We start from the raw sequence: 20089 nt of genomic DNA, 5'->3' as shown, positions 1-20089 counted from the left end.
CCGGTCAGGCGGCGGCGGTTATGGGCTGACGGTCAGTCGGTTTGGCGATGAGCTCGATCCCGTCGTTGAATGTCACACCGAGAACGAGTTTTGGCAACTGGTTGTGGCCATCGAGACGACGCCGGCTTTTCTGCGCGGCCTCAAGCAGTTTGAAGACCATCGCGAGCGCCGTTCTGTTGGACAGGCAGCCCTTCGATCGGATCGTGCGGTGGCGCACGGTAGCGAAGGTGCTTTCAATGGGATTGGTGGTCCGCAGGTGTTTCCAGTGTTCGGCCGGGAAGTCGTAGAACGCCAGTAGCGTGTCCCGATCCTTGCTCAGGCAGTCGGCCGCCTTCTCGTATTTGGGCGTATAGCTCTCGATGAAGGCGTCAAACGCCAGCTCGGCGGCGGCCTTGGTTTCGGCCATCCAGATCTCCTGCAACGCGCGTTTGGCTTTAGGCTGCTGGCTCTTCGGCAACTTGGCGATCACGTTGGCGGTCTTGTGTACCCAGCAGCGCTGCTCGTGCGTTTTCGGCCAGACCTCGCCGGCGGCCTTCCAGAACCCGAGCGCGCCGTCGGCGATGGTGAGCCGCGGCGGCACGCCGAGCCCGCGCCGCTTCAGGTCGAGCAGCAGATCGCGCCAGTCCTGCGCGCTCTCGCGGGCGCCATCGGTGAAGCCGACCAGTTCCTTGCGGCCTTCCGGCGTCGCGCCGATCAGCACCAGGATGCACTGCTTTTCGTCTTCGAGGCGTGCTTGGAGATGGATGCCATCGGCCCAGATGTAGACGTAGCGCTTCGCCGACAGATCGCGCCTCTGCCACGCGGTGTGTTCGTCAAGCCAACCGTCCTTCAGACGGCCGATGGCGGATGCCGACAACCCGGCAGCATCCTTGCCGAGCAGCGCCGCCAGAGCCTCGGAGAAGTCGCCGGTGGAGATACCCTTCAGGTAAAGGATCGGCAGCAGCGTCTCGATCGATTTCGAGCGGCGCATGTAGGGCGGCAGGATCGACGGAGAGAACCGGATGCGGTCGGGATCGGTAGCCTCCGCCTCGCGATCGCGTACACGCGGCTGGCGGACGCCGACCGGACCGATACCGGTCATCACCTCGCGTTCCGGCAGGTGACCGTGGCGCACGAGCGCTGGTGGCCGTCCGCAGTCCTCAAATCGGCATGCTTGCCGAGAAAGTCCGCGACCTCGGCCTCGACCGCCTGGGCCAACAGAGCACGCGCCCCATTGCGCAAGATTTCGGTGAGTTGATCGTCGACGTTTCCTGGCTGAATCAACTTGATGATGTTATCTTTGGACACGGCATATCGCTCCTTCGGTGGAGAAGTGGAGGCGTCAAGCACCCCCACGATATGCCGCCTTCCCGATTCCCGCCGTCACCAACTTTCAGCGATAGCTCCTCGCGAAGCTCGTCAACGCTCTCGGCGAGAAGCTTCGTAAGCGGAATTTGACGCAATTCCCGCCTTATCCCGTCCACTGTTTATGCTCTTGGTGATGCCGATCACTTCTGACTTCTCGCGTTGATAGCTGAACTCGGTTGTACCGTGCAGCACAAGAACCAAACCTTCAGCGGCGACGACACGATCACGTGTCGATTGGAAATGGCCGGTCAGAATGTCCGCTTCGCTGACCCGGTCATTGGAGAAGAAGCGGTAGGCTGCCTTGGTATTCGCCCAATCCTGGCAGACGAGCTGGATGCTTTGTCCCATGGCGCTTCCAATCTGCGTGAGCAGTTTGCGGAATCTGTCGCCGAGCCCGCGTCCCTAAACTCGCATCCACTACTCTCTCGATCAATCCAACATTCGCCTTTCCAGGACCGCAAACAGCCTTTTGCGGATTGATCCCTTAATGTCAGCCCCATAGAGCGCCCCCTCGCGAATCAAGTGCTCCCAAGGAATCACAAGTGATACTTTCGATTCAAGATTTCGCGGATCAGCGCGAGTCGGCGAAATTATGGGTAATTGAAAGCTTCGTCGTATGCGTACGACATCAGCCCCTGAGTCGGTTCTGCAGCGCCTGCCGATTGGCAACGAGGCTGCTGAGGTTCAGCAGGTGTGGTGCTCGTCCTTGCTCCAATTGCCTAACCAGCGCCCGCGTGCCGTCCACCACGAAGACGCCGCAATCATAAGTGTTCAGCTGCTGGGTCATGCCGCGTGACTCCAGGCGGGCGCCCAGCCTTGCTGCGAGCTCTGCTGCGGGCGTGTTGTTGTATTCCCCCATGGAGTCGTAGCGATAGGCAACCGGCCTTTCGCGGTCGCGGCGATCAACAAACAGCAACGACCAATGGGTGCCGGGGAGATTCGTAGCACGGGCATTGTTCACTGGCAGGAACAGGAAGTCGGCTGTGTCGTCACCATTCTGATCATGGACGATGCGCTGGAATGCGCGTAGCATTTCGCTCTCGGTGCCCAAGCGCAGGCTAACAAGGGTTATGAGAGGATCCACGAACCGCGTCCGGGCGGCGAGATTCGGATTGTTCCCCCCCAACTCTTGCGCCAGGAGCTGGTAATCTCTCAGGACATGCTCGTCGCCCAGCCATTCCGTGTCCTCGAGCACCAGCCCGCGGCCGTGAGGCGAGGCTGTCGGACCTAAAGCCCCGATCTGAGCATCGTAGGAGGTGCTCGGAAACGCCGGCACAGAATTAACATCGTCGCGTGATTCAGACGGCGTGGCCGCAGTCAGATCAACCAATGGAGGACCGCCGTAGGTGCTTGAGCGAGCCCCGGCAGCCTGCGCTGGCTCAAAGTGAGCATCGTCGCGCAACTCGGACGGTGTCGGCGCATTCAGAGCAAGAAATGGCTCAAGACCAGCGTAGATGTCTGAGGGAGCCCTGGTAGAGTGCGCTGGCGCAAAGTGAGCGTCGTCGCCCAACTCGGACGGTGTCGGCGCATTCAGAGCAAGAAATGGCTCAAGACCGCCGTAGGTGCTTGAGCGAGCCCTGGCAGCCTGCGCTGGCGATGCTTCCAGCATCGGCCACATACTCCAATCAAAGTTGAGCGGCATCTGCGGCGACCAGGTTGAGGCGGACCAGGCAGGTTCCTGCTGTCCAGCTTGGACTATGTCCTGCGCCTGCTCCGGGGGAACCCCGGGCCACGGTGGGCCGTCTTCCACCATCAAACGCAGATCCTGATTATAACCTTCCGGGAGGACCAATGGCCGACTGACAGCTCGCTGCAGCGCCGTGGCATCTTGGTACCCACTCCCCTGCATCGTCGGCTGCGCCTGCCATGGCGATGCACCCAGTTGATGGGTGGGGGCCGACGTCAGCAGGCGACCGCCTGAAGCGACGATCTCGCTCAGTTGCCGCTCAATGGCAACGCCGTGCAGATTGTCTAGGGTCCTCGGCCTCTTCGCTGGCCTCAATTCAGCTGTGTCATGCTCATCGTTGATGAGGACCTCCTTGCTTGGCAGGAGGTTGCTCTTGGCAAGTGCACCGATCGGCTCGTCCGGGAACTGCTGGCGGTCGGAGCCCCAATTCAAGGGACGAATGGACTCTCCGGGATCCGATGACTGGTCATGGCGCGCGGCTGGCTCAAGAAGAGATGACGACGGGCCGGGTTCGTCCATCAGCTCCCAAAGCAAATCCTGATCGTAGCCTTCTACAGGAAGCAGCTCCTTTGGCCAACTGCCCGCGTCCTGCGACGCGCTGTGCTGCGCAGCGGCGCCGCCGGCGGGCATCGGCTCCATCAGTACCGCGTTTTCGGGATCAGGAACGGGGGAAATATGGCGCTCGCGCTCCATCGCTTTAGCGCCAGCCTGCGATTTTCGGAGATCAGCCAGTGCGGCACCGATATTCCGATTACCCCCGGCGTCCTTCCTATAGCTCTCGACATCTCCATCCAACGCCTTGCCGGAAAGCCGAGCAGCAATGCCCTTCTTGTTATTTTCACGCAGGTAGTCACTGAAACTGTTAAGAACAACTGCATAGGTACGTACGGTACCTGTCGCAGCTTTGTTTTTGTACTCTTTGATGAGAGCCACGTCCTGGGGATAAGGATTCAGCTTAGCGCGGCCTGCGATCGGCACGATCCCGCCCGTCGACTGCGAGGTCCGGAGATGATCTATTGCTAGAAGGAGTCGTCTCCTGTTAAGACCCTTTTTGATGGCCTCGCGCGCATCATTGGTTAGCGACTGGTCGTCGAGCCGAGCAGCGATCGGATCTTTGTTATTTGCGAAGAGCCAGCGGCCAAGGCTGAGAAGAGAACCTGCATAATCCCTGGCGGTGTGGTTGGCGGCGTTGCCGTTGCGGAGGGCCTCCTCAAGCCCCGAAATAAGGCGAGCATCCTCGGAATAAAGAGGCTGCTTCCTGTGCCCTTTCAAAACCCCAGCTGACTGAGCCGGCTGCAGCGCCGAGGCGGCCGGCATTGCTCCACCACCTCCACCTGAATTGGCGATCTCGCTCAGCTGCCGCTCAATGGCAAGGCCGTGCAAATTGTCTAGGGTCCTCGGCCTTTTCGCGGGCCTCAACTCAGCTGTGTCATGCTCATCGTTGATGACGACCTCCTCGCTTGGCAGGAGGTTGCTCCTGGCAAGTGCACCGATCGACTCGTCCAGGAACTGCTGGCGGTCGTAGTCCCAGTTCAAGGGACGAAGCACCTCCTTTGGCCAACTGCCCGCGTCCTGCGACGCATGCTGCGCAGCGGCGCCGCCGCCGGGCATCGGCTCCAACTGTACCGCGTTTTCGGGATCAGGACCGGGGAGAATATGGCGCTCGAGCTCCATCGCTTTAGCGCCGGCCTGCGATTTTCGGAGATCAGCCAGCGCGGCACCGATATTCTTACCCCCGGCGTCTTTCCTATAGCTCTCGACATCTCCATCCAGGAACTTGCCGGAAAGCCGAGCAGCAATGCTCGGCTTGTTGTTTTCACGCAGATAGTCACTGAAACTGCGAAGAACAGCTGCATACCCCCTGCCGGTCCCTGTCGCTGCTTCGTTTTTGTACTCTTTGATCAGAGCCACGTCCTGGGGATGAGGATTTAGCTCAGCGCGGCCTGTGATCGGCACGACTCCGCCCGTCGACTGGAAGGTCCGGAGATGGTCTATTGCCGGACGGAGTCTCCTGTGATGACCCTTTTCGATGGCCTCGCGCGCATCATCGGTTAGCGACTGGTCGTCGAGCCGAGCAGCGATCGGATCTTTGTTATTTGCGAAGAGCCAGCGGCCAAGGCTGAGAAGAGAACCTGCATAATCCCTGGCGGTGTGGTTGGCGGCGTTGCCATTGCGGAGGGCCTCCTCAAGCCCCGAAATAAGACGAGCGTCCTCGGAATAAAGAGGCTGCTTGCTCCGCCCTATCAAAACCCCAGCTGACTGAGCAGGCTGCAGCGCCGAGACGGCCGGCATTGCTCCACCACGCTCGCTCAGTTGCCGCTCAATGGCAACGCCGTGCAGATTGTCTAGGGTCCTCGGCCTCTTCGCTGGCCTCAATTCAGCTGTGTCATGCTCATCGTTGATGAGGACCTCCTTGCTTGGCAGGAGGTTGCTCTTGGCAAGTGCACCGATCGGCTCGTCCGGGAACTGCTGGCGGTCGGAGCCCCAATTCAAGGGACGAATGGACTCTCCGGGATCCGATGACTGGTCATGGCGCGCGGCTGGCTCAAGAAGAGATGACGACGGGCCGGGTTCGTCCATCAGCTCCCAAAGCAAATCCTGATCGTAGCCTTCTACAGGAAGCAGCTCCTTTGGCCAACTGCCCGCGTCCTGCGACGCGCTGTGCTGCGCAGCGGCGCCGCCGACGGGCATCGGCTCCATCAGTGCTGCGTCTTCGGGATCAGGAACGGGGGAAATATGGCGCTCGCGCTCCATCGCTTTAGCGCCAGCCTGCGATTTTCGGAGATCAGCCAGTGCGGCACCGATATTCCGATTACCCCCGGCGTCTTTCCTATAGCTCTCGACATCTCCATCCAACGCCTTGCCGGAAAGCCGAGCAGCAATGCCCTTCTTGTTGTTTTCACGCAGGTAGTCACTGAAACTGCGAAGAACAGTTGCATACCCTCTGCCGGTCCCTGTCGCTGCTTCGTTTTTGTACTCTTTGATGAGAGCTACGTCCTGAGGGTGAGGATTTAGCTCAGCCCGGCCTGTGATCGGCACGACGCCCGTCGACTGGAAGGTCCGGAGATGGTCTATTGCCAGAAGGAGTCGTCTCCTGTTAGGACCCTTTTTGATGGCCTCGCGCGCATCATCGGTTAGCGACTGGTCGTCGAGCCGAGCAGCGATCGGATCTTTGTTATTTGCGAAGAGCCAGCGGCCAAGGCTGAGAAGAGAACCTGCATAATCCCTGGCGGTGTGGTTGGCGGCGTTGCCGTTGCGGAGGGCCTCCTCAAGCCCCGAAATAAGGCGAGCATCCTCGGAATAAAGAGGCTGCTTCCTGTGCCCTTTCAAAACCCCAGCTGACTGAGCCGGCTGCAGCGCCGAGGCGGCCGGCATTGCTCCACCACCTCCACCTGAATTGGCGATCTCGCTCAGCTGCCGCTCAAAGGTCGCCGTATCTGCGGACGGCGCCGCGGGTGAACTCTCTTGCGGGCCCGTGCTCACCCACTTCGTCGAGGGGAAAATCCATCCGTTCTCACTTTCAAAATATAGGCCTTCGAAGCCGGGCTCGAATTTGACACGCTGGGAATCAGCAACAAACTACCCTTTAGCCCGTCCTATTCGTGAGAGTGCGTTTTTTTTGGTCCCATTGATGTGGCCGCACATCTGCTCTGACGAGGCGCGCGGGATTGCCTTCGGCCTTTCACCGCCTGACGACCGGTACTTTGCAACGCGCTTGAGGTGTAGGTTGGGCGAACGGGGGGCGGACGCCCCGCCGGTCAAGGACCGAGCGGCAGCAGCGCGCCTGGCAAGCCGCGGATCAGGTCGGCTTCGGGACATGCCGCGGCAAACGCAAGGCTAATGCGGCTCGTGGTCTCGACGACACGGGCAGCGAGTTTCAAGAGACGAAGACGCAGCGTCGCGAACTCGGCTGTGGCCAATTCCCGGGCTTTGGGAATCGCGTCGCGCACGGTCAGCATCAGCCAATATGCGGCGGTGTCGAGTGCCGACAGAATCGGAGCGCCCCCCTCCTGTCGTCAGGCGGGTCCGATGCGAGACCCGCTCGGGTATTCGACCTCAGACCTCAAGACGGCGTCTTCCTGCAGGCTCGCATGGAAGACCACAGCGAATGCATGCTGGCGTCTCAACCAAGGGGCAGCTCGGCGGCTGATCTCCGGGTGCATGATCCGGAAAAGGTCGTGCCGGTTTTCCGGGAGATCATGCTGTAAGTAAGAGTCCATCCTCGGCGGAGCGTTCGAAGCCGGTCTATACAGTGCATGCCCCGCGGCCAACGGCGCGGCTCTTGCGGCGGCCGACAAATTCGTCTTCGTACGCGACCGGCTTCCATTTCTGGGCCGCGATTGCGGGCGTGATCTGGCTGGCCTGGAACAGGCTCTGGCTGGCGCGCTAATCGGCTGGCTCGTGCTGACCTTTGCTATCGATTTCGCCCTGGCCTTGGCGTCGGCCGCAGTGCGACCTTCTTCGCTTGCCGCACTTCGAACGATACGTTGGAAACGGCAATACGCCGCACTCGATCGTAGAAATCTGACGCAGCGGCGACCTCGATCATACGGCACGGCAACACATGGATTCGCAATCGGCGAAGTAGTCATAACCAAGGCTTCTCTGTAAGACTACCGACCTGATAGAAAGTAATCATTCAGGAAGTCAGGGTATGATCCACTTCGGTGTACAGTTCCTTGGGGCATACCCACAACTATCCTCGGAAAAGGAACCCGTCACGGCTCCAACGCAACCTGCAAGCCCGCGTTGCCTCCAATATGCACATAACGGGGCCCGATAGGCCGACCCCTGCCGCTGGCGACGGTGACAATGTTTTCGAGAGGGGTGGCGCGCGCATCCATCTCAGGGCGGGACAAGAGCAAATCGGCGTGAAACAGCCCTTCCGACTCAAGACCGGTAGTATCGACGCCAAGAGCCGCCAAGGTGGCCAAACAACTTTCAAACTCTTCAGCATCGCGAAAGCGACGCTGGATAAATGTCGCGCCGGTAAGACGTTCCGTTACAAGGCCACGCTTCGCGAGCGTTGCAGCCAGAGAATCAAATGGGAACATTCGTAGCACGAATGAGATAATCCATGGACGCTTCTCTGTCGCATCGAGAATTTTGCTGAACGTCTTCTCGGTAACGTAGCCGATGCACCCCGTCGACATGATAACGTCAGTGGGGCGGATGATGTGCGCGCTGTCCGTCGATAGCGGATCCTTTTCAAGATCAGCGACAATACCCTGCTCAAGGAGACCGACACCTGTTGCATAGCTGATCGCCGGTGCCGATACATCGAGACCGATAAATCGTGCCAGTCCGACATCCGGCCAAGACGCATAGAAACTGCGATCAAGACGCACCAGTGTATCAGAGCTGATTGCCCTCATCTCGCGCCGAGCGTAGCGATGACGCAAGCCCCCGAACGTCAGTGGAAACCGATGCACAGCAGCGTTGATGCCGTATGAACAGCCAATGTCAAGCACGGTCGGCTTAACGCCAGTTGCCGATGCGTTCGCCGCGAGAATCTGGCGCACAACCGGCTCAGCCACGTCCGGGATCATATAATCCAGGTCTCCCAGCACGGTGAAATATGCCCTGGGATCATCCGAAGCATAAATATCATCGAAGACAGCCTTAGACCGATTGATGCGCGGAAAATCTATTAGCAACCCGATGCCTCCTATTCATTTTGCAAACCAGCCGACGGCTGTGCCTTCAGGCGACTCGGTGCCTTGTCGCAGAGATTGGCCGACGCATAAACCCCATCGTTCGTCTTTTTCAATCGCGCTTCATGAAGTAGAGGGGCTGAGAGTACGTATGAGACGATGGAGCAACGCTGTCGATCGACAGCGATCGCGATGACCACACGTTGATGGCACGATGATGGCCGGAGTGAGCACAGAGCGATGCGCTCCGTCGTTCGATCCTGTCGATTGCCATCGTCTCGATCGTTGGGTATAGGCAAGCGCCGAATAAGGCGAGAATGGCGCACATTTCGTATAGCGTGTTCCAAGCGCCGTGCTCATTGTCAGCCCGATAGGCGGCAGCCATCACATCGTAATCGATCGCTTCACTACCGTTTCCTTGGACGGCGATTTAAAATGCGAGGACTTTAGCTTCCTCATTCGCGTACCTTTTATGTTGAGAGAGCTGATGCACGAGGTGGCCACCAAATGTGAGGTGGACACTACGTGATGGAAGAAGGACAGAAGCTGCGGGTGACGGTTGTGCACCCGAGCGTGCCAGGCCCTCATCCACGGCGACGAAACAACGGTTCAGGTATTAAGGAAAAGGACAAGGAAGCCTCCAGCACCTCGTACATGTGGGCCTATTGCAGCGGCGAGGACAGTGAGCAGCCGATTGTGCTGTTCGATTATCAGCCTGGTCGTGGGCAGGAACACCCGCAGACCTTCCTTGGCGACTACCGCGGCATCTTGATGAGTGACGGTTACTCGGCCTGGCGCACGTTGAAAGGCGCCACGCATATCGGATGCGTGGCCCACGCCAGGCGGCGCTTTGTCGACGCCCTCAAAGCGAGGAAGAAACCCGGCGGGCTGCCGGCGCAAGCCCTCAAGTTCTTCGACCAACTCTACCGGATTGAAAGACAGGTGCGTGAAGAAAAACCGGATGACGGCGAAACGCGGGCCAATTACAGGCGCCGCTTCCGCCAGCAACACAGCATTCCTGTCCTGAACACTCTCAAGGCATGGCTCGAAGCAATCGCCGCAAAGGTCGTGCCCGACACCAAGCTCGGCGATGCTGTCTCCTATACGCTCAATCAGTGGGAATATCTGACGCGCTACAACGAGGACGGCGAGATGCCGATCCACAACAACCTTCTTGAGCGCGACATCAGAATCTTCGCCTGTGGCAGGAAAAATTGGCTCTTCAGCGATACCGTTGATGGAGCCAGCGCCAGTGCCGTTGTCTATAGCCTGGTGCTGACCTGTCGCGCCTGTAGCGTTGAGCCCTTCGCATGGTTGCGACATGTCCTCACCGAATTGCCCCAGCGCCGCGACGACGACGATATTGAAGATCTACTCCCTCTCAACTTCCCCAAAAGCCGCAGCGCCGAAAACCCGGCCTGATATAACATAATCTCTCGTCCAGCAGCGAATCCACTGGCTCTCGTAGGGGCCGACTGATTCTATGCGAGATTCAATGTGACGAGAAAGTCGCGCTTACGCCGCAACCACCTAGTCTTACTGAGTCAGAAAGTCGCGGACGTTTTTGACGACGAATCGGCTACCCGAGGGACTCACGCGAGGGGGAGCTGGAATGGGTAGCCGAAGCGGTAACCAGGGTGAATCGCGATTTACGGCCTATGTCGAGGGTTTGGCGAGCGTGATCGGGCACGCGGATCGGACGAGACCGCTGAGGGACTACTGTGTTGGCCTGATGCTGCCCGGGGATCGCAAAAGCGTCGAGCCGATGGCGGCGATAACAGCCCCGGAGCGAACGGCGGCCCAGCATCAACATTATTGCATTTCGTCGGCGCGGGCGGATGGTCGGACGAGAAGGTCTTGAGCAAGGTGCGAGAGATGGTCCAGCCCAAGATCGAGCGACACGGTCCGATCGAGGCCTGGATCATCGATGATACTGGCTTTCCCAAGAAAGGGCGGCATTCGGTTGGCGCGGCACGGCAATACTGCGGTCAGCTTGGCAAGCAGGACAATTGCCAAGTGGCGGTCTCGCTATCGATTGCCAATCATCATGCGAGTTTGCCGATCGCCTACCGTTTGTACCTGCCGGAAAGTTGGGCCGAGGATGAGGATCGCCGAGAGAAGGCGGGCGTACCAAAGGATGTCACCTTCAAGACCAAGCCTGAGATCGCGCTGGAGCAGATCCGGTCGGCGTGTGCAGCGGGCATTGCACGCGGTGTTGTGCTGATGGATGCGGGATATGGGGCCGATATCGCGCTGCGCGGGGAAGTGACGGCACTGGGGTTGCGCTATGTTGCCGGTATCTTGCCGCACACCTCTGTCTGGCCACCAGGCACGAGACAGCTGCCACCAAAGCGATGGTCTGGGAATGGGCGGCCGCCAAAGCTGATCCGGCGCGACGACAAAAATAAGCCCTGCTCAGTCAAGGCGCTCGCGCTGCCGAGAACGGCCTGGCGCAATGTCAGATGGCGCGAAGGCAGTGCTGATTGGCTGACCTCGCGCTTTGCACGCGTTCGGGTCCGTCCCGCTAATCGCGATTACTGGCTGAGCGAGCCCCGTGCGGAGGAATGGCTGTTGATCGAATGGCCTGACGGCGAGGCGGAGCCGACCAAATACTGGTTCTCGACACTGCCTGAAAACATCTCCTTCCGCGCCCTGGTCAACTTCGCCAAGCTCAGATGGCGCATCGAACGCGACTACCAAGAGCTCAAGCAGGAGGTCGGCCTGGGGCATTATGAAGGGCGTGGTTGGCGCGGCTTCCATCACCACGCCACGTTATGCATCGCCGCCTACGGCTTCCTGATCTCCGAAAGGGAGACGATTCCCCCCTCACGACCTCGTCGGCCCGCGTTCGTCAAAGAATTTGCGCTTCCCAAAAATCAAAAGCCGCGGGGCGCTACCGCTCAGAACCGAGCGTCATATTCCGAATTCGATCGCTACCATGCGGCGGCGCCTTACCAGCGCATTGGTTAGCCGGCTACGTAGATGTCCGTGCTGCGCAGTCCAAATCCAGGTCGATGCGCCGTCATGATTTGTGACGCAGTAAGACTAGCCGGGCAATTCCGCATTGTGCTGCGCCACCGCCTTCTTATCAGGGCTACAGTTTTCGCTATCCTCGCCCCGAATGCAACCTGTTCCCCGTAAGCGGCAAGTGCCAGGCGAACGGATCGCCATAAACCTTCGTATCGTTCCGAGCCTTCCTTGAGTTGCCTAACGCTTACCAAGGTCCAATTGAAGCGCTGATGGCGATCCTCTTAGCTGCATATGTCGCTGGCCGTGGCGGACATCTCATTCGACTTCGCCGGCGACGTCAACGATAGTCAGTCAGGAGGTCGCGGATTCTGTTTTTCGTCGGAATGGCAGCCTTTGCCGAGGCGTGGGTAGAGACACTGATGGAACCTTTCGAGCTTGCATGGTGCGAATTTGAATACCAACGGGCTCTCAGATGCCTCGAAGAGAGGGAGAACAGGGCAGGCTAAAGGCTCGTCCGGTTGGCGTTGTCGAGGCCGTATGGTTTCGCTGGACATCGCAGGGGGCTCCGCGACGGCGCCGGGAGGCTTTCTCCCAGCCTTCAACCCGTCACGAAAAGGCCCATCCGCGCCCACACTCTCGGAGCGTTGTGGGATGCCCCCGCAGAAGGGGCGTGCCGGTGACTGGAGCGCCGGTCAAGGGAAAGGCCTACCCCTCGATCGCCTACCTCAAAGGCGCTGCCGACATGGTTCCAATTATCATGCCATGAATCCAAATATCATGAGGCATAGTTCCAATTTTCTGGGCCTCGGAATCGGCATGTACCAGCGGTTGGTACATCAAAGAATCACTAGCGATTCTGGCGACTCAAGTTTTCGGCTCAGTGCACCGCAAAAGATGTGGGTAATCGTAAAACGACGAAGGCCGCCTGATCAACGCATGCGCGCGGGCACGGCGAGCTCTATGATAGCGTGTGAAGGTCAGGCAGCCTGCTGATCGCCGGGCTTGTCGGCTTGGTGCTGGAGCTTCCATTCCTAGGGCAGCAGTTCGTGCAGACGCGATGCGGAAGGTCGGCGATGTGGGCGAGGACGCCGACGACCTCGATCATCCGCGGTCCGATCCCGCATTCAAGCTGGCCTGCGGACGGCTGCCGGACACGGGTCGCGATCTGTGTTCCCAACCGACGCTGTCGCAGCTGGAGAATGCTCCGCGCCTTCGACGCATGGATGGATAGCTACCCGCGCGAGCCGGCATCCGTCACGCCCGACATCGATGATACCTGCGATGTCGTCCACGGCCATCAGCAGCTCTCGCTGTTCAACGCTCATTATGACGAACGCTGCTTCCTGCCGATCCACGTCTACGACACGGAGAAGAGCCGGCCCGTGGCGGTCGTGCTGCGGCCCGGCAAGACGCCGGGCGGCGTCGAGGTGCGTGCCCATCTGCGCCGCCTGATACGGCATATCCGGACGCGGTGGCACAACACGCGAATTACGTTCCGTGGCGACGGGCGCTATGCCCGGCCGGAGGCAATGGCGTGGTGCGAGACCAACGGCATCGACTACATCTTCGGTCTGTCCGGCACCAAGCCGCTCGCCAGAAAAGTCGACGAGGCCGCCGACGGCATCCGCACGCGACGCGCCATCGAGAACCTGCCGGTTCTGCGTGGCTATACCGAGACGCGCCACAAGGCAAAGTCCTGGGATCGCGAACGACGTACCGTCGCCCGTATTGAGGCGACGATGCTCGGCCTCGACATCCGTTTCGTCGTCACCAGCCTCGATGTCGGCTCGGCCGAGTGGATCTACGACAGCCTGTATTGCGCGCGCGGCCAAGCCGAGAATCTGATCAAGCTGCATAAGACGCAGCTCGCCTCCGATCGCACCAGCTGCCGTTCGGCGCTCGCCAATCAAGTCCGCCTCGTTCTCGACACCGCCGCTTATTGGCTGATGCTGACCGTGCGCGACGCGATTCCCAAAGCGGGAATTGGCCACAGCCGAGTTCGCGACGCTGCGTCTTCGTCTCTTGAAACTCGCTGCCCGTGTCGTCGAGACCACGAGCCGCGTTTGCCGCGGCATGTCCCGAAGCCGACCTGATCCGCGGCTTGCCAGGCGCGCTGCTGCCGCTCGGTCCTTGACCGGCGAGGCGTCCGCCCCCGTTCGCCCAACCTACACCTCAAGCGCGTTGCAAAGTACCGGTCGTCAGGCGATGAAAAGCCGAAGGCAATCCCGCGCGCCTCGTCAGAGTAGATGTGCGGCCACATCAATCGGACCAAAAAAAACGCACTCTCACGAATAGGACGGGCTAAGCACCACACCGCGCAAGGCGGCCTACGCTGGAGCGATACCACGCTCGCGTCGGATTTGACGGCGCGCCGACTGGAAGTGATCCCGAAACGGGACGCCGCCTTTGGTTCCCCGGGGACGATGCGACCGGGAAGCCGCTTTGAGAGGACGGAGACTGGCGAGGGGGATGGTCATCCAGATGATCCAGCACTTGCCCTAGCTCCCTCCTGAGAGCTCTGCTCTGCATCGAATGCGACATCCCCCTGGACCAAAGCGGACGGGGCGAGGTGATCATCTCACCCTTCCTGCTCTGCGGATTCATCGTCGCCAAAGCTCCCCTGAAGAGAATAGCTCTGGATTGAAAGTAAACTCTTCTGGATCAATTGAGAACGAAGGCGCGGGGTGGTTGTCCCGTCGTCCGTGAAGCTCCTCATGGAGGTCCTTTTCCAGTCGCTGAAGCTCCTCTGGAGCGACGGAGACTGGCGAAGGAATGGGTTGATCATCCAGATGATCCAGCACTCGCCGAAGCTGCTCCGGAGTAAGCTGCTCTGGATCGAGCGCGACCTGCCTCTGGACGAAAACCGACGGGTGAGCCGATTGATCATCACGCCCTCCCTCAAGCTCCGAGGCGGATTCATCACCAAGCAGTCGCCAAAGCTCCCCTGGGGCGAACAGCTCTGGATTGAAAGTGAACTCTTCAGGATCAACTGAGAACGAAGGCGCGGGATGGTTGTCCCGTCGTCCGTGAAGCTCCTCGTGGAGGTCCTTTTCCAGTCGCTGAAGCTCCTCTGGAACGACGGAGAGTGGCGAAGGAATGCGTTTATCATCCAGATGATCCAGCACTCGCCGAAGCTGCTCCTGAGGAAGCTGCTCTGGATCAAATGCGGCGAGCTCTTGGCCGAAAACCGACGGCGCGGGTTGATCATCCTGTTGTTCCTGCAGCTCTTCTAGCCGACTATCAGCTTCGTGCGGCGCGTTGCGCTGCGCGGCGGCATCGTCGAGGCGCCTCGGACCAACCAGTGCCGTGCTTTCGGGATTAGTGAGGACCACGTTCGGGGGAGGAGGATTGTGGTTGGCGCGAGCGCGCCCTGGGCGTACGATCGGCGCACCAGTTGACCGAAGGGTGCGGAGATGCCCTAATGCTGCAAGGAGTTTCTTCCTCGTACCCTCTCCGGCGAACTCGTGTATGTCACCGCCGTCGCTCAGCGACTTGCTGTCCATCCGAGCAACGATGCTCGGTCTGTTTTTTGCGAACAGCCAACGGCTAAAGCCAAGAAGACAGCTTACATATTGCTTCGCCGCGGCGGAGGTCATCCCGCCTTCGATGAGGGCGTCCTTAAGCCTCAAGATATCTGGAGCATCCTCCGGATAAAGAGGCTGCTCGTCCCTCTGCCCGACAATTCCCGTTGACTCAGCCGGCTGCAGCGCCGAGGCCGCTGGCATTGCTCCACCCCCCTCTCCTGAAGTCGCGATCTCGGTCGGCTGCCGCTCAATTACAACCGTTTGCGAGTTATTTAGCTTCCTCGGCCTCTTCGCTGCTCTCGACTGAGCTGCCTCCTGCTCAAAGTTGATGAGGACCTCCTCGCTTGGCAGGACGTTGCTCCTGGCGAGTGCAACCATCGGCTCGTCCCAGAACGGCTGGCCTTCGCTAGACGCGTCTTTCGCTGAGGGGATCGTGCGCGGCCGCCCGCGAGAAACGATATGGCCGGAATCGTGATACGCGCGAAGGACGCCCACCCCTGTCTTCATGTTTACGTCTCTCGGAAAGTAGCTATTTACGTGATCGAGCAGGGACCGGTGGTCCCTTAGATCAGTCGTTTGGCCACGAGCGCGGAGATCATTCCCCAATCGACGAAGTGCCTGAGTATAAAACTTAATCGTGCTCGGTTGTGGATTTTTCTGAGTCGCATACTGAGTAATCGCCCTATCGATAATGTCCCGGTCTTCTTCAGACAGATGGGGGTAAAACTGGTTGTCTCGTCCCTCACTGGCGACGGGAGCAGAATCGGTCTGGTTTGCCTCGGCCAAGTGTTGCTCAAAGCCGTCTTGCCCGGCCTGGTCCGTCTGGGGCTCTTCCGAGACAGCGTGCTCCACCTGTAACCAAGCCGGTAGATTAAATGGGTCAAAATTTTGACGGTCCACGCTAACCTCATGTCTGATCACCTTGAGCAGGCCTCCTACTCGAGCAAGCTTTCGAGAACCTGACATGGCCAAAGGGCCGTAGCCGAGCCGGACAATGCAGTTATCTGCCGCGTGCGCGTCGTTGGTGAGGAAACATCTCACCGCAGCCTTGATGTTCAGTAACTTCTGAGGGTTTCGGGCGCCACGCTAGCAGAAGCCCGCAATGAGCTATCGCCAATTTTTGGAGACGACCGGGCCGGTCAGGCGGCGGCGGTTGCGGGCTGACGGTCGGTCGGCTTGGCGATGACCTCGATCTCGTCGTTGAATGTCACACCGAGAACGAGTTTTGGCAACTGGTTGTGTCCGTCGAGCCGTCGCCAGCTTTTCTGTGCGCCCTCAAGCAATTTGAAGAAGCTAGCCCGTCTTATTCATGATTGCCGGGCGGGGCAGCTGGAACATTTCCGGTCGGGGTGAAGGCGCGCGCGAACGCTTCGGCTTTTTCGCCGCTTTTCGACCCGACTTCGTGAACGCGTTGGAGGACGGCAGCGGGGTGACCGGGGGCTCATGCCCCGCGCGTCAGGGTGCTTGCGGGACCAGAGCGTTTGCCAAGTCGCGGAACAGGTCGGCGTCGGGGCACGCCGCAGCGAAGGCGAGACGGACGCGGGTGGCGGTCTCGATGACGCGGGCTGCGATCTTGAGAAGCCTGAGCCTGATCGTGTTGAACTCGGCCGTTGCCAGATCGCGCGGCTTTGGGATGGCATCGCGCACGGCGAGGATGAGCCAATAGGCGGCGGTGTGGAAGACGAGGCGGACCTCGTTGGCGAGCGCCGAGCGGCAACTGGTGCGATCGGAGGCGAGCTGGGTCTTGTGCAGCTTGATCAGGTTCTCGGCCTGTCCGCGAGCGCAATAGAGGCTGTCATAGATCCACTCAGCCGAGCTGATATCCAGGCTGGTGACGACGTAGCGGACGTCGAGCCCTTGTTGGGTTGCCTCGATGCGGGCGACGACGCGGCGCTCACGATGCCAGGAGCCGGCCGCGTGGCGGGTCTCGGTGTAGCCGCGAACCACGATCTTGTTCTCGATCGCACGTTCGGTTCGAAATGCATCACAGACCTCGTCGACCTTTCTGGCGAGCGGCTTCGTGCCGGCTGGCGCGAAGATGTAATCGACGCCGTTTTGCTCGCAAAAAGTCATCGCCTCGGGGCCGGCGTAATGGCTGTCGCCGCGGAAGGTGATACGCGTATCGGGCCAGCGCCGGCGAATGCGCCGAACCAGGCGGCGCAGGTGTGCCCGCACCTCGCGGCCGCTCGGCGTCTTGCCGGGGCGCAGGATGACCGCAACAGGCCGGCTGTGCTCGGTGTCGTAGACGTGGATCGGCAGGAAGCAGTGTTCATCATAATGGGCGTTGAACAGCGAGAGTTGCTGACGGCCATGCACCACGTCGACCGTGTCGTCGATGTCGAGCGTGATTGCGCTCGGCGCTCGCGCGTAGCTGTCCATCCATAGGTCAACCAGCACAGAGCTCAGCCGGATCACCTCGCGCAGGTGTGGTGCATTCTCCAGGCGCGATAGGGTCGGCTGCGAACACAGATCCCGGCCAGTGTCCGGCAGTCGGCCGCAAGCCAGCTTGAACGCCGGATCGCCGCGTAAACGATCGAGATCATTGCCATCCTCGTAGCCACACGCGATGGCGAAGATGCGGGCGCGGATCATATCCGCAAGGCTGTGCACGATGCGTCCCGGATCGCGCCGCTCGGGGAATACGCAGGACAACTTCACGGCCAAGCCGAGGCGCCGGTCCGCCATGGCCAGAAGCATGACGCCGCCATCCGACGTCAGCTTGCCGCCGTCGAACGAGGCTGTGATCTTCTTGCGGGAAACGGCTGGAAATGAGAACGGCAGACTCGTATCATCGGTCATGGCGAGTGTGGCGGCCCGGATGCGCGGAGGGTGGGTGTCAGCAACCGAATCCTACGCCATCTCAGCGGCTTACGCCACGCTCGCCAGCCTCTCAACAAGCCGCTGATGAATAAGACGGGCTAAATGATCGAGCCCCGCCCGCCGCAGACTGTGCGAAGTGATCAATTTCGCCAAAGGCGCGTCTCCGGCTGACTGCCGAACGTCGGCTCGTCCGAAGCTTCGAGTAGCCCTTGCTGCGTTTGCTCACCGGCGCTAACGCTGGTCTTGGGATTTGCGGAGAGGATGCACGATGAGCAAGGCGCGCGAGTTTGTCGATTTCTGGATCGAGAATAGCGTTCACGCTATCGAACAGTATCGGACTGTCGGCGCGTCGCAGGATGTCACCGAACTGACCCGCCGCCTCATCGATGCTGCTAAGGAACAAGGTATCCCGGAAGCGGACTTGCAGGCTGAGATCGGCGATATCTCCGACTACATCGCAGGCCAGCTCAAGGCGGCAAATAGGGCTGAGAGCGAACGGCGTAAGCTTACCTAGGCGCCTTGCGGCAAGGCCAAGGCCGTCGCCTGAGGCGGCCCACTCCACGCTTACGACGCCTTCCGCTTCCGCGCCGATTGACGGAAGCTACGTGAGAGCCTTGGCGACGACGTTGCCGGACGACATCACCAAGGCTCACCACACAACGGATTGCCCCTTGAATAGCGTGAGCCGTCGCGTCGGTTGTCGTCCTGCCCTCTGCCTGGCTGCCCCCTAAAGTAGGTAGGAGCCCGATCCAATGTTGATGCAGTAACGTCAGCCGCCGTTAGCCTTTCGGGCTGGGCTCCCGTGGAGCATCAGGAATCTGTCGATGTCTGGAAAAACTACTACTCACTTGCGCGCCGCAGTTAAGAGGCGCATTGCCCAGATCGAAGGTATGACACTAGTCGAGATTCAACGGGTCATGATGGACTGTATGTCCGAGCGATCTGCTGGCAGGATGACGGCGTGTGAGGGCAATGCGTTGCGCCACGCGCTGAACAAACGGGTCGGTATTCTCGGACGAGACCTTGCCGAGACGCGGGAGAGCTAAGCGCAGTGAGAGGCCGCGATCCCGAAGCAGCGACGCCCAAAGAAAGAACTCGCCGGCATGGAGACACAAATACAGGAGCGGTACCCCGCTCGCGTCAAGGACAAGAGGTGCGCGGCATGTTCGAACAACCACACTTCTCGTTCTTATTCAACCCCGACTCGCGTTTGTATTGGCCTTGCGGTCTTAAGCGCCGTCCTGCTGGTCGGGATAATAGTGACGCACGTTGGGCCGTAAGGCTGCTCCCCGTATCCTCACTTGGTTGATTCGGGATTTGCTGTGATGCCGTTCTGCCGCTGGAGACGAATAGGAGTGAGCCATGACTCGCCGGATTACCTGCATTATCAAGCTGCCTACCCATCAAGACCGCCATCGGCGTATTCAAGCAGTCGGTGGTTCAGGATGGCAAGACTCGGAAGAAAGAGCCATTGCAAACGTCAAACGCGACAAAAGCGCTTATGAGGTCACTGAGCAGGGCAAGACGGTCAATGTGATCGTCGAAGAACACGATGGTCGCGAGTACCTCAAGACCGAGAACGATCGTTTTCTTCCCGACAATCTTCTGAGTCTTCAGGATTGCTCGTGACCCGGCGTGTCGTAATGTGACTTGAAGTCGTGGTCACACGGGGGCGGTCCGGACCGTTGGCAAGCCTTGAAGTGGAGTCACAGAACCGACAGCGGTCGCGCTGTGTACGTCCGCCACTACAATCTTTTTGCCGCGCTCAATGAAGCCCCGCGCGCGACGCCAGCGAAGGCGCCTGGCGTGGCAAATGCACCCTGGAGACCAGATTTCTCCAGCAGTGGCGCAACGGCTTCCTTCAGGCCACCGCCGCCCGCTTTCGGCCGCCTTGCCGAATGTCTTACCGGCATCGCCAATTTTTTTTGGATGTCGCCGAGCGATTTCTTGCCGGCGTCGCCGATGGCCTCGAGCTTGGCCTTGACCTCCGCGTCGCCCTCAAGCGCGATACTGAGGAGTATCTCGTTCTTCTTAGCCATGGCGTTTGTCCCTCACGGATACGATGCCGGCCGCTAGCGGGTCCGTGT

Annotated in this window: 10 protein-coding genes and 6 pseudogenes; 7 read left to right on the top strand and 9 right to left on the bottom strand. The window is 59.9% G+C overall.

The window, feature by feature from the left end; all coding sequences use genetic code 11:
* Positions 1–4 precede the first annotated feature (4 nt).
* From ACVIGA_RS28820 to ACVIGA_RS28805, 4 genes and pseudogenes are all read right to left on the bottom strand, one after another.
* Positions 5–1287, bottom strand: a pseudogene (locus ACVIGA_RS28820) (IS256 family transposase).
* Between the two features lie 111 nt (positions 1288–1398).
* Positions 1399–1695, bottom strand: coding sequence for a transposase DNA-binding-containing protein (locus tag ACVIGA_RS28815; RefSeq protein ID WP_231168567.1), 297 nt, complete (start codon positions 1693–1695; stop codon positions 1399–1401).
* A 280-nt stretch (positions 1696–1975) separates the two neighbouring features.
* The gene (locus tag ACVIGA_RS28810) at positions 1976–6409 is read right to left on the bottom strand and encodes a Ulp1 family isopeptidase (RefSeq protein ID WP_456670908.1); all 4434 of its coding nucleotides are present in this window, start codon (positions 6407–6409) and stop codon (positions 1976–1978) included.
* Positions 6410–6792: 383 nt separating this feature from the next.
* Positions 6793–7017, bottom strand: a pseudogene (locus ACVIGA_RS28805) (transposase); the annotation flags it as partial.
* Positions 7018–7286: 269 nt separating this feature from the next.
* Here ACVIGA_RS28805 and ACVIGA_RS28800 point away from each other — a divergent pair.
* Positions 7287–7424 carry a DUF2628 domain-containing protein gene (locus ACVIGA_RS28800; protein ID WP_371821702.1) on the top strand — a complete coding sequence of 46 codons (138 nt, stop codon included), beginning with the start codon at positions 7287–7289 and terminating at the stop codon, positions 7422–7424.
* Between the two features lie 328 nt (positions 7425–7752).
* On the opposite strand, the gene ACVIGA_RS28795 is transcribed toward ACVIGA_RS28800, so the two are convergent.
* The gene (locus ACVIGA_RS28795; protein ID WP_173642977.1) at positions 7753–8685 is read right to left on the bottom strand and encodes a class I SAM-dependent methyltransferase; all 933 of its coding nucleotides are present in this window, start codon (positions 8683–8685) and stop codon (positions 7753–7755) included.
* A 580-nt stretch (positions 8686–9265) separates the two neighbouring features.
* On the opposite strand from ACVIGA_RS28795, the pseudogene tnpC reads away from it, so the two are divergent.
* From tnpC to ACVIGA_RS28775, 4 genes and pseudogenes are all read left to right on the top strand, one after another.
* Positions 9266–10110: pseudogene (tnpC, locus tag ACVIGA_RS28790) on the top strand (IS66 family transposase); the annotation flags it as partial.
* 190 nt (positions 10111–10300) lie between these two features.
* Positions 10301–10441 (top strand): annotated as a pseudogene (locus ACVIGA_RS28785) (IS701 family transposase); the annotation flags it as partial.
* The gene (locus ACVIGA_RS28780) at positions 10408–11658 is read left to right on the top strand and encodes an IS701 family transposase (RefSeq protein WP_456670907.1); all 1251 of its coding nucleotides are present in this window, start codon (positions 10408–10410) and stop codon (positions 11656–11658) included. The pseudogene ACVIGA_RS28785 and the gene ACVIGA_RS28780, both read left to right, overlap by 34 nt.
* A gap of 1081 nt (positions 11659–12739) precedes the next feature.
* A pseudogene (locus ACVIGA_RS28775) lies at positions 12740–13792 on the top strand (IS1380 family transposase); the annotation flags it as partial.
* Positions 13793–14258: 466 nt separating this feature from the next.
* Here the strand turns inward: ACVIGA_RS28775 and ACVIGA_RS28770 are convergent.
* The 3 genes and pseudogenes from ACVIGA_RS28770 to ACVIGA_RS28760 all read right to left on the bottom strand — a co-directional run bounded on the left by ACVIGA_RS28770 (position 14259) and on the right by ACVIGA_RS28760 (position 17981).
* Positions 14259–15689 carry a hypothetical protein gene (locus ACVIGA_RS28770; protein WP_231168570.1) on the bottom strand — a complete coding sequence of 477 codons (1431 nt, stop codon included), beginning with the start codon at positions 15687–15689 and terminating at the stop codon, positions 14259–14261.
* 632 nt (positions 15690–16321) lie between these two features.
* Positions 16322–16480, bottom strand: a pseudogene (locus tag ACVIGA_RS28765) (IS256 family transposase); the annotation flags it as partial.
* A gap of 157 nt (positions 16481–16637) precedes the next feature.
* Positions 16638–17981, bottom strand: a complete 1344-nt coding sequence (locus ACVIGA_RS28760) for an IS1380 family transposase (protein WP_173640827.1) — start codon at positions 17979–17981, stop codon at positions 16638–16640.
* A 289-nt stretch (positions 17982–18270) separates the two neighbouring features.
* On the opposite strand from ACVIGA_RS28760, the gene ACVIGA_RS28755 reads away from it, so the two are divergent.
* Together ACVIGA_RS28755 and ACVIGA_RS28750 are read left to right on the top strand one after the other, a co-directional pair.
* Positions 18271–18516 carry a hypothetical protein gene (locus ACVIGA_RS28755; protein ID WP_173640826.1) on the top strand — a complete coding sequence of 82 codons (246 nt, stop codon included), beginning with the start codon at positions 18271–18273 and terminating at the stop codon, positions 18514–18516.
* 848 nt (positions 18517–19364) lie between these two features.
* Positions 19365–19631 carry a DUF3892 domain-containing protein gene (locus ACVIGA_RS28750; RefSeq protein ID WP_173640825.1) on the top strand — a complete coding sequence of 89 codons (267 nt, stop codon included), beginning with the start codon at positions 19365–19367 and terminating at the stop codon, positions 19629–19631.
* A gap of 116 nt (positions 19632–19747) precedes the next feature.
* Here ACVIGA_RS28750 and ACVIGA_RS28745 read toward each other — a convergent pair whose 3' ends face one another.
* The gene (locus ACVIGA_RS28745) at positions 19748–20041 is read right to left on the bottom strand and encodes a hypothetical protein (protein WP_173640824.1); all 294 of its coding nucleotides are present in this window, start codon (positions 20039–20041) and stop codon (positions 19748–19750) included.
* Positions 20042–20089 lie beyond the last annotated feature (48 nt).

The organism is Bradyrhizobium sp. USDA 3240 (assembly GCF_054063295.1).
Note: the sequence above shows the minus strand (reverse complement) of the source record. Positions and strands in the feature narration are given on the sequence as shown.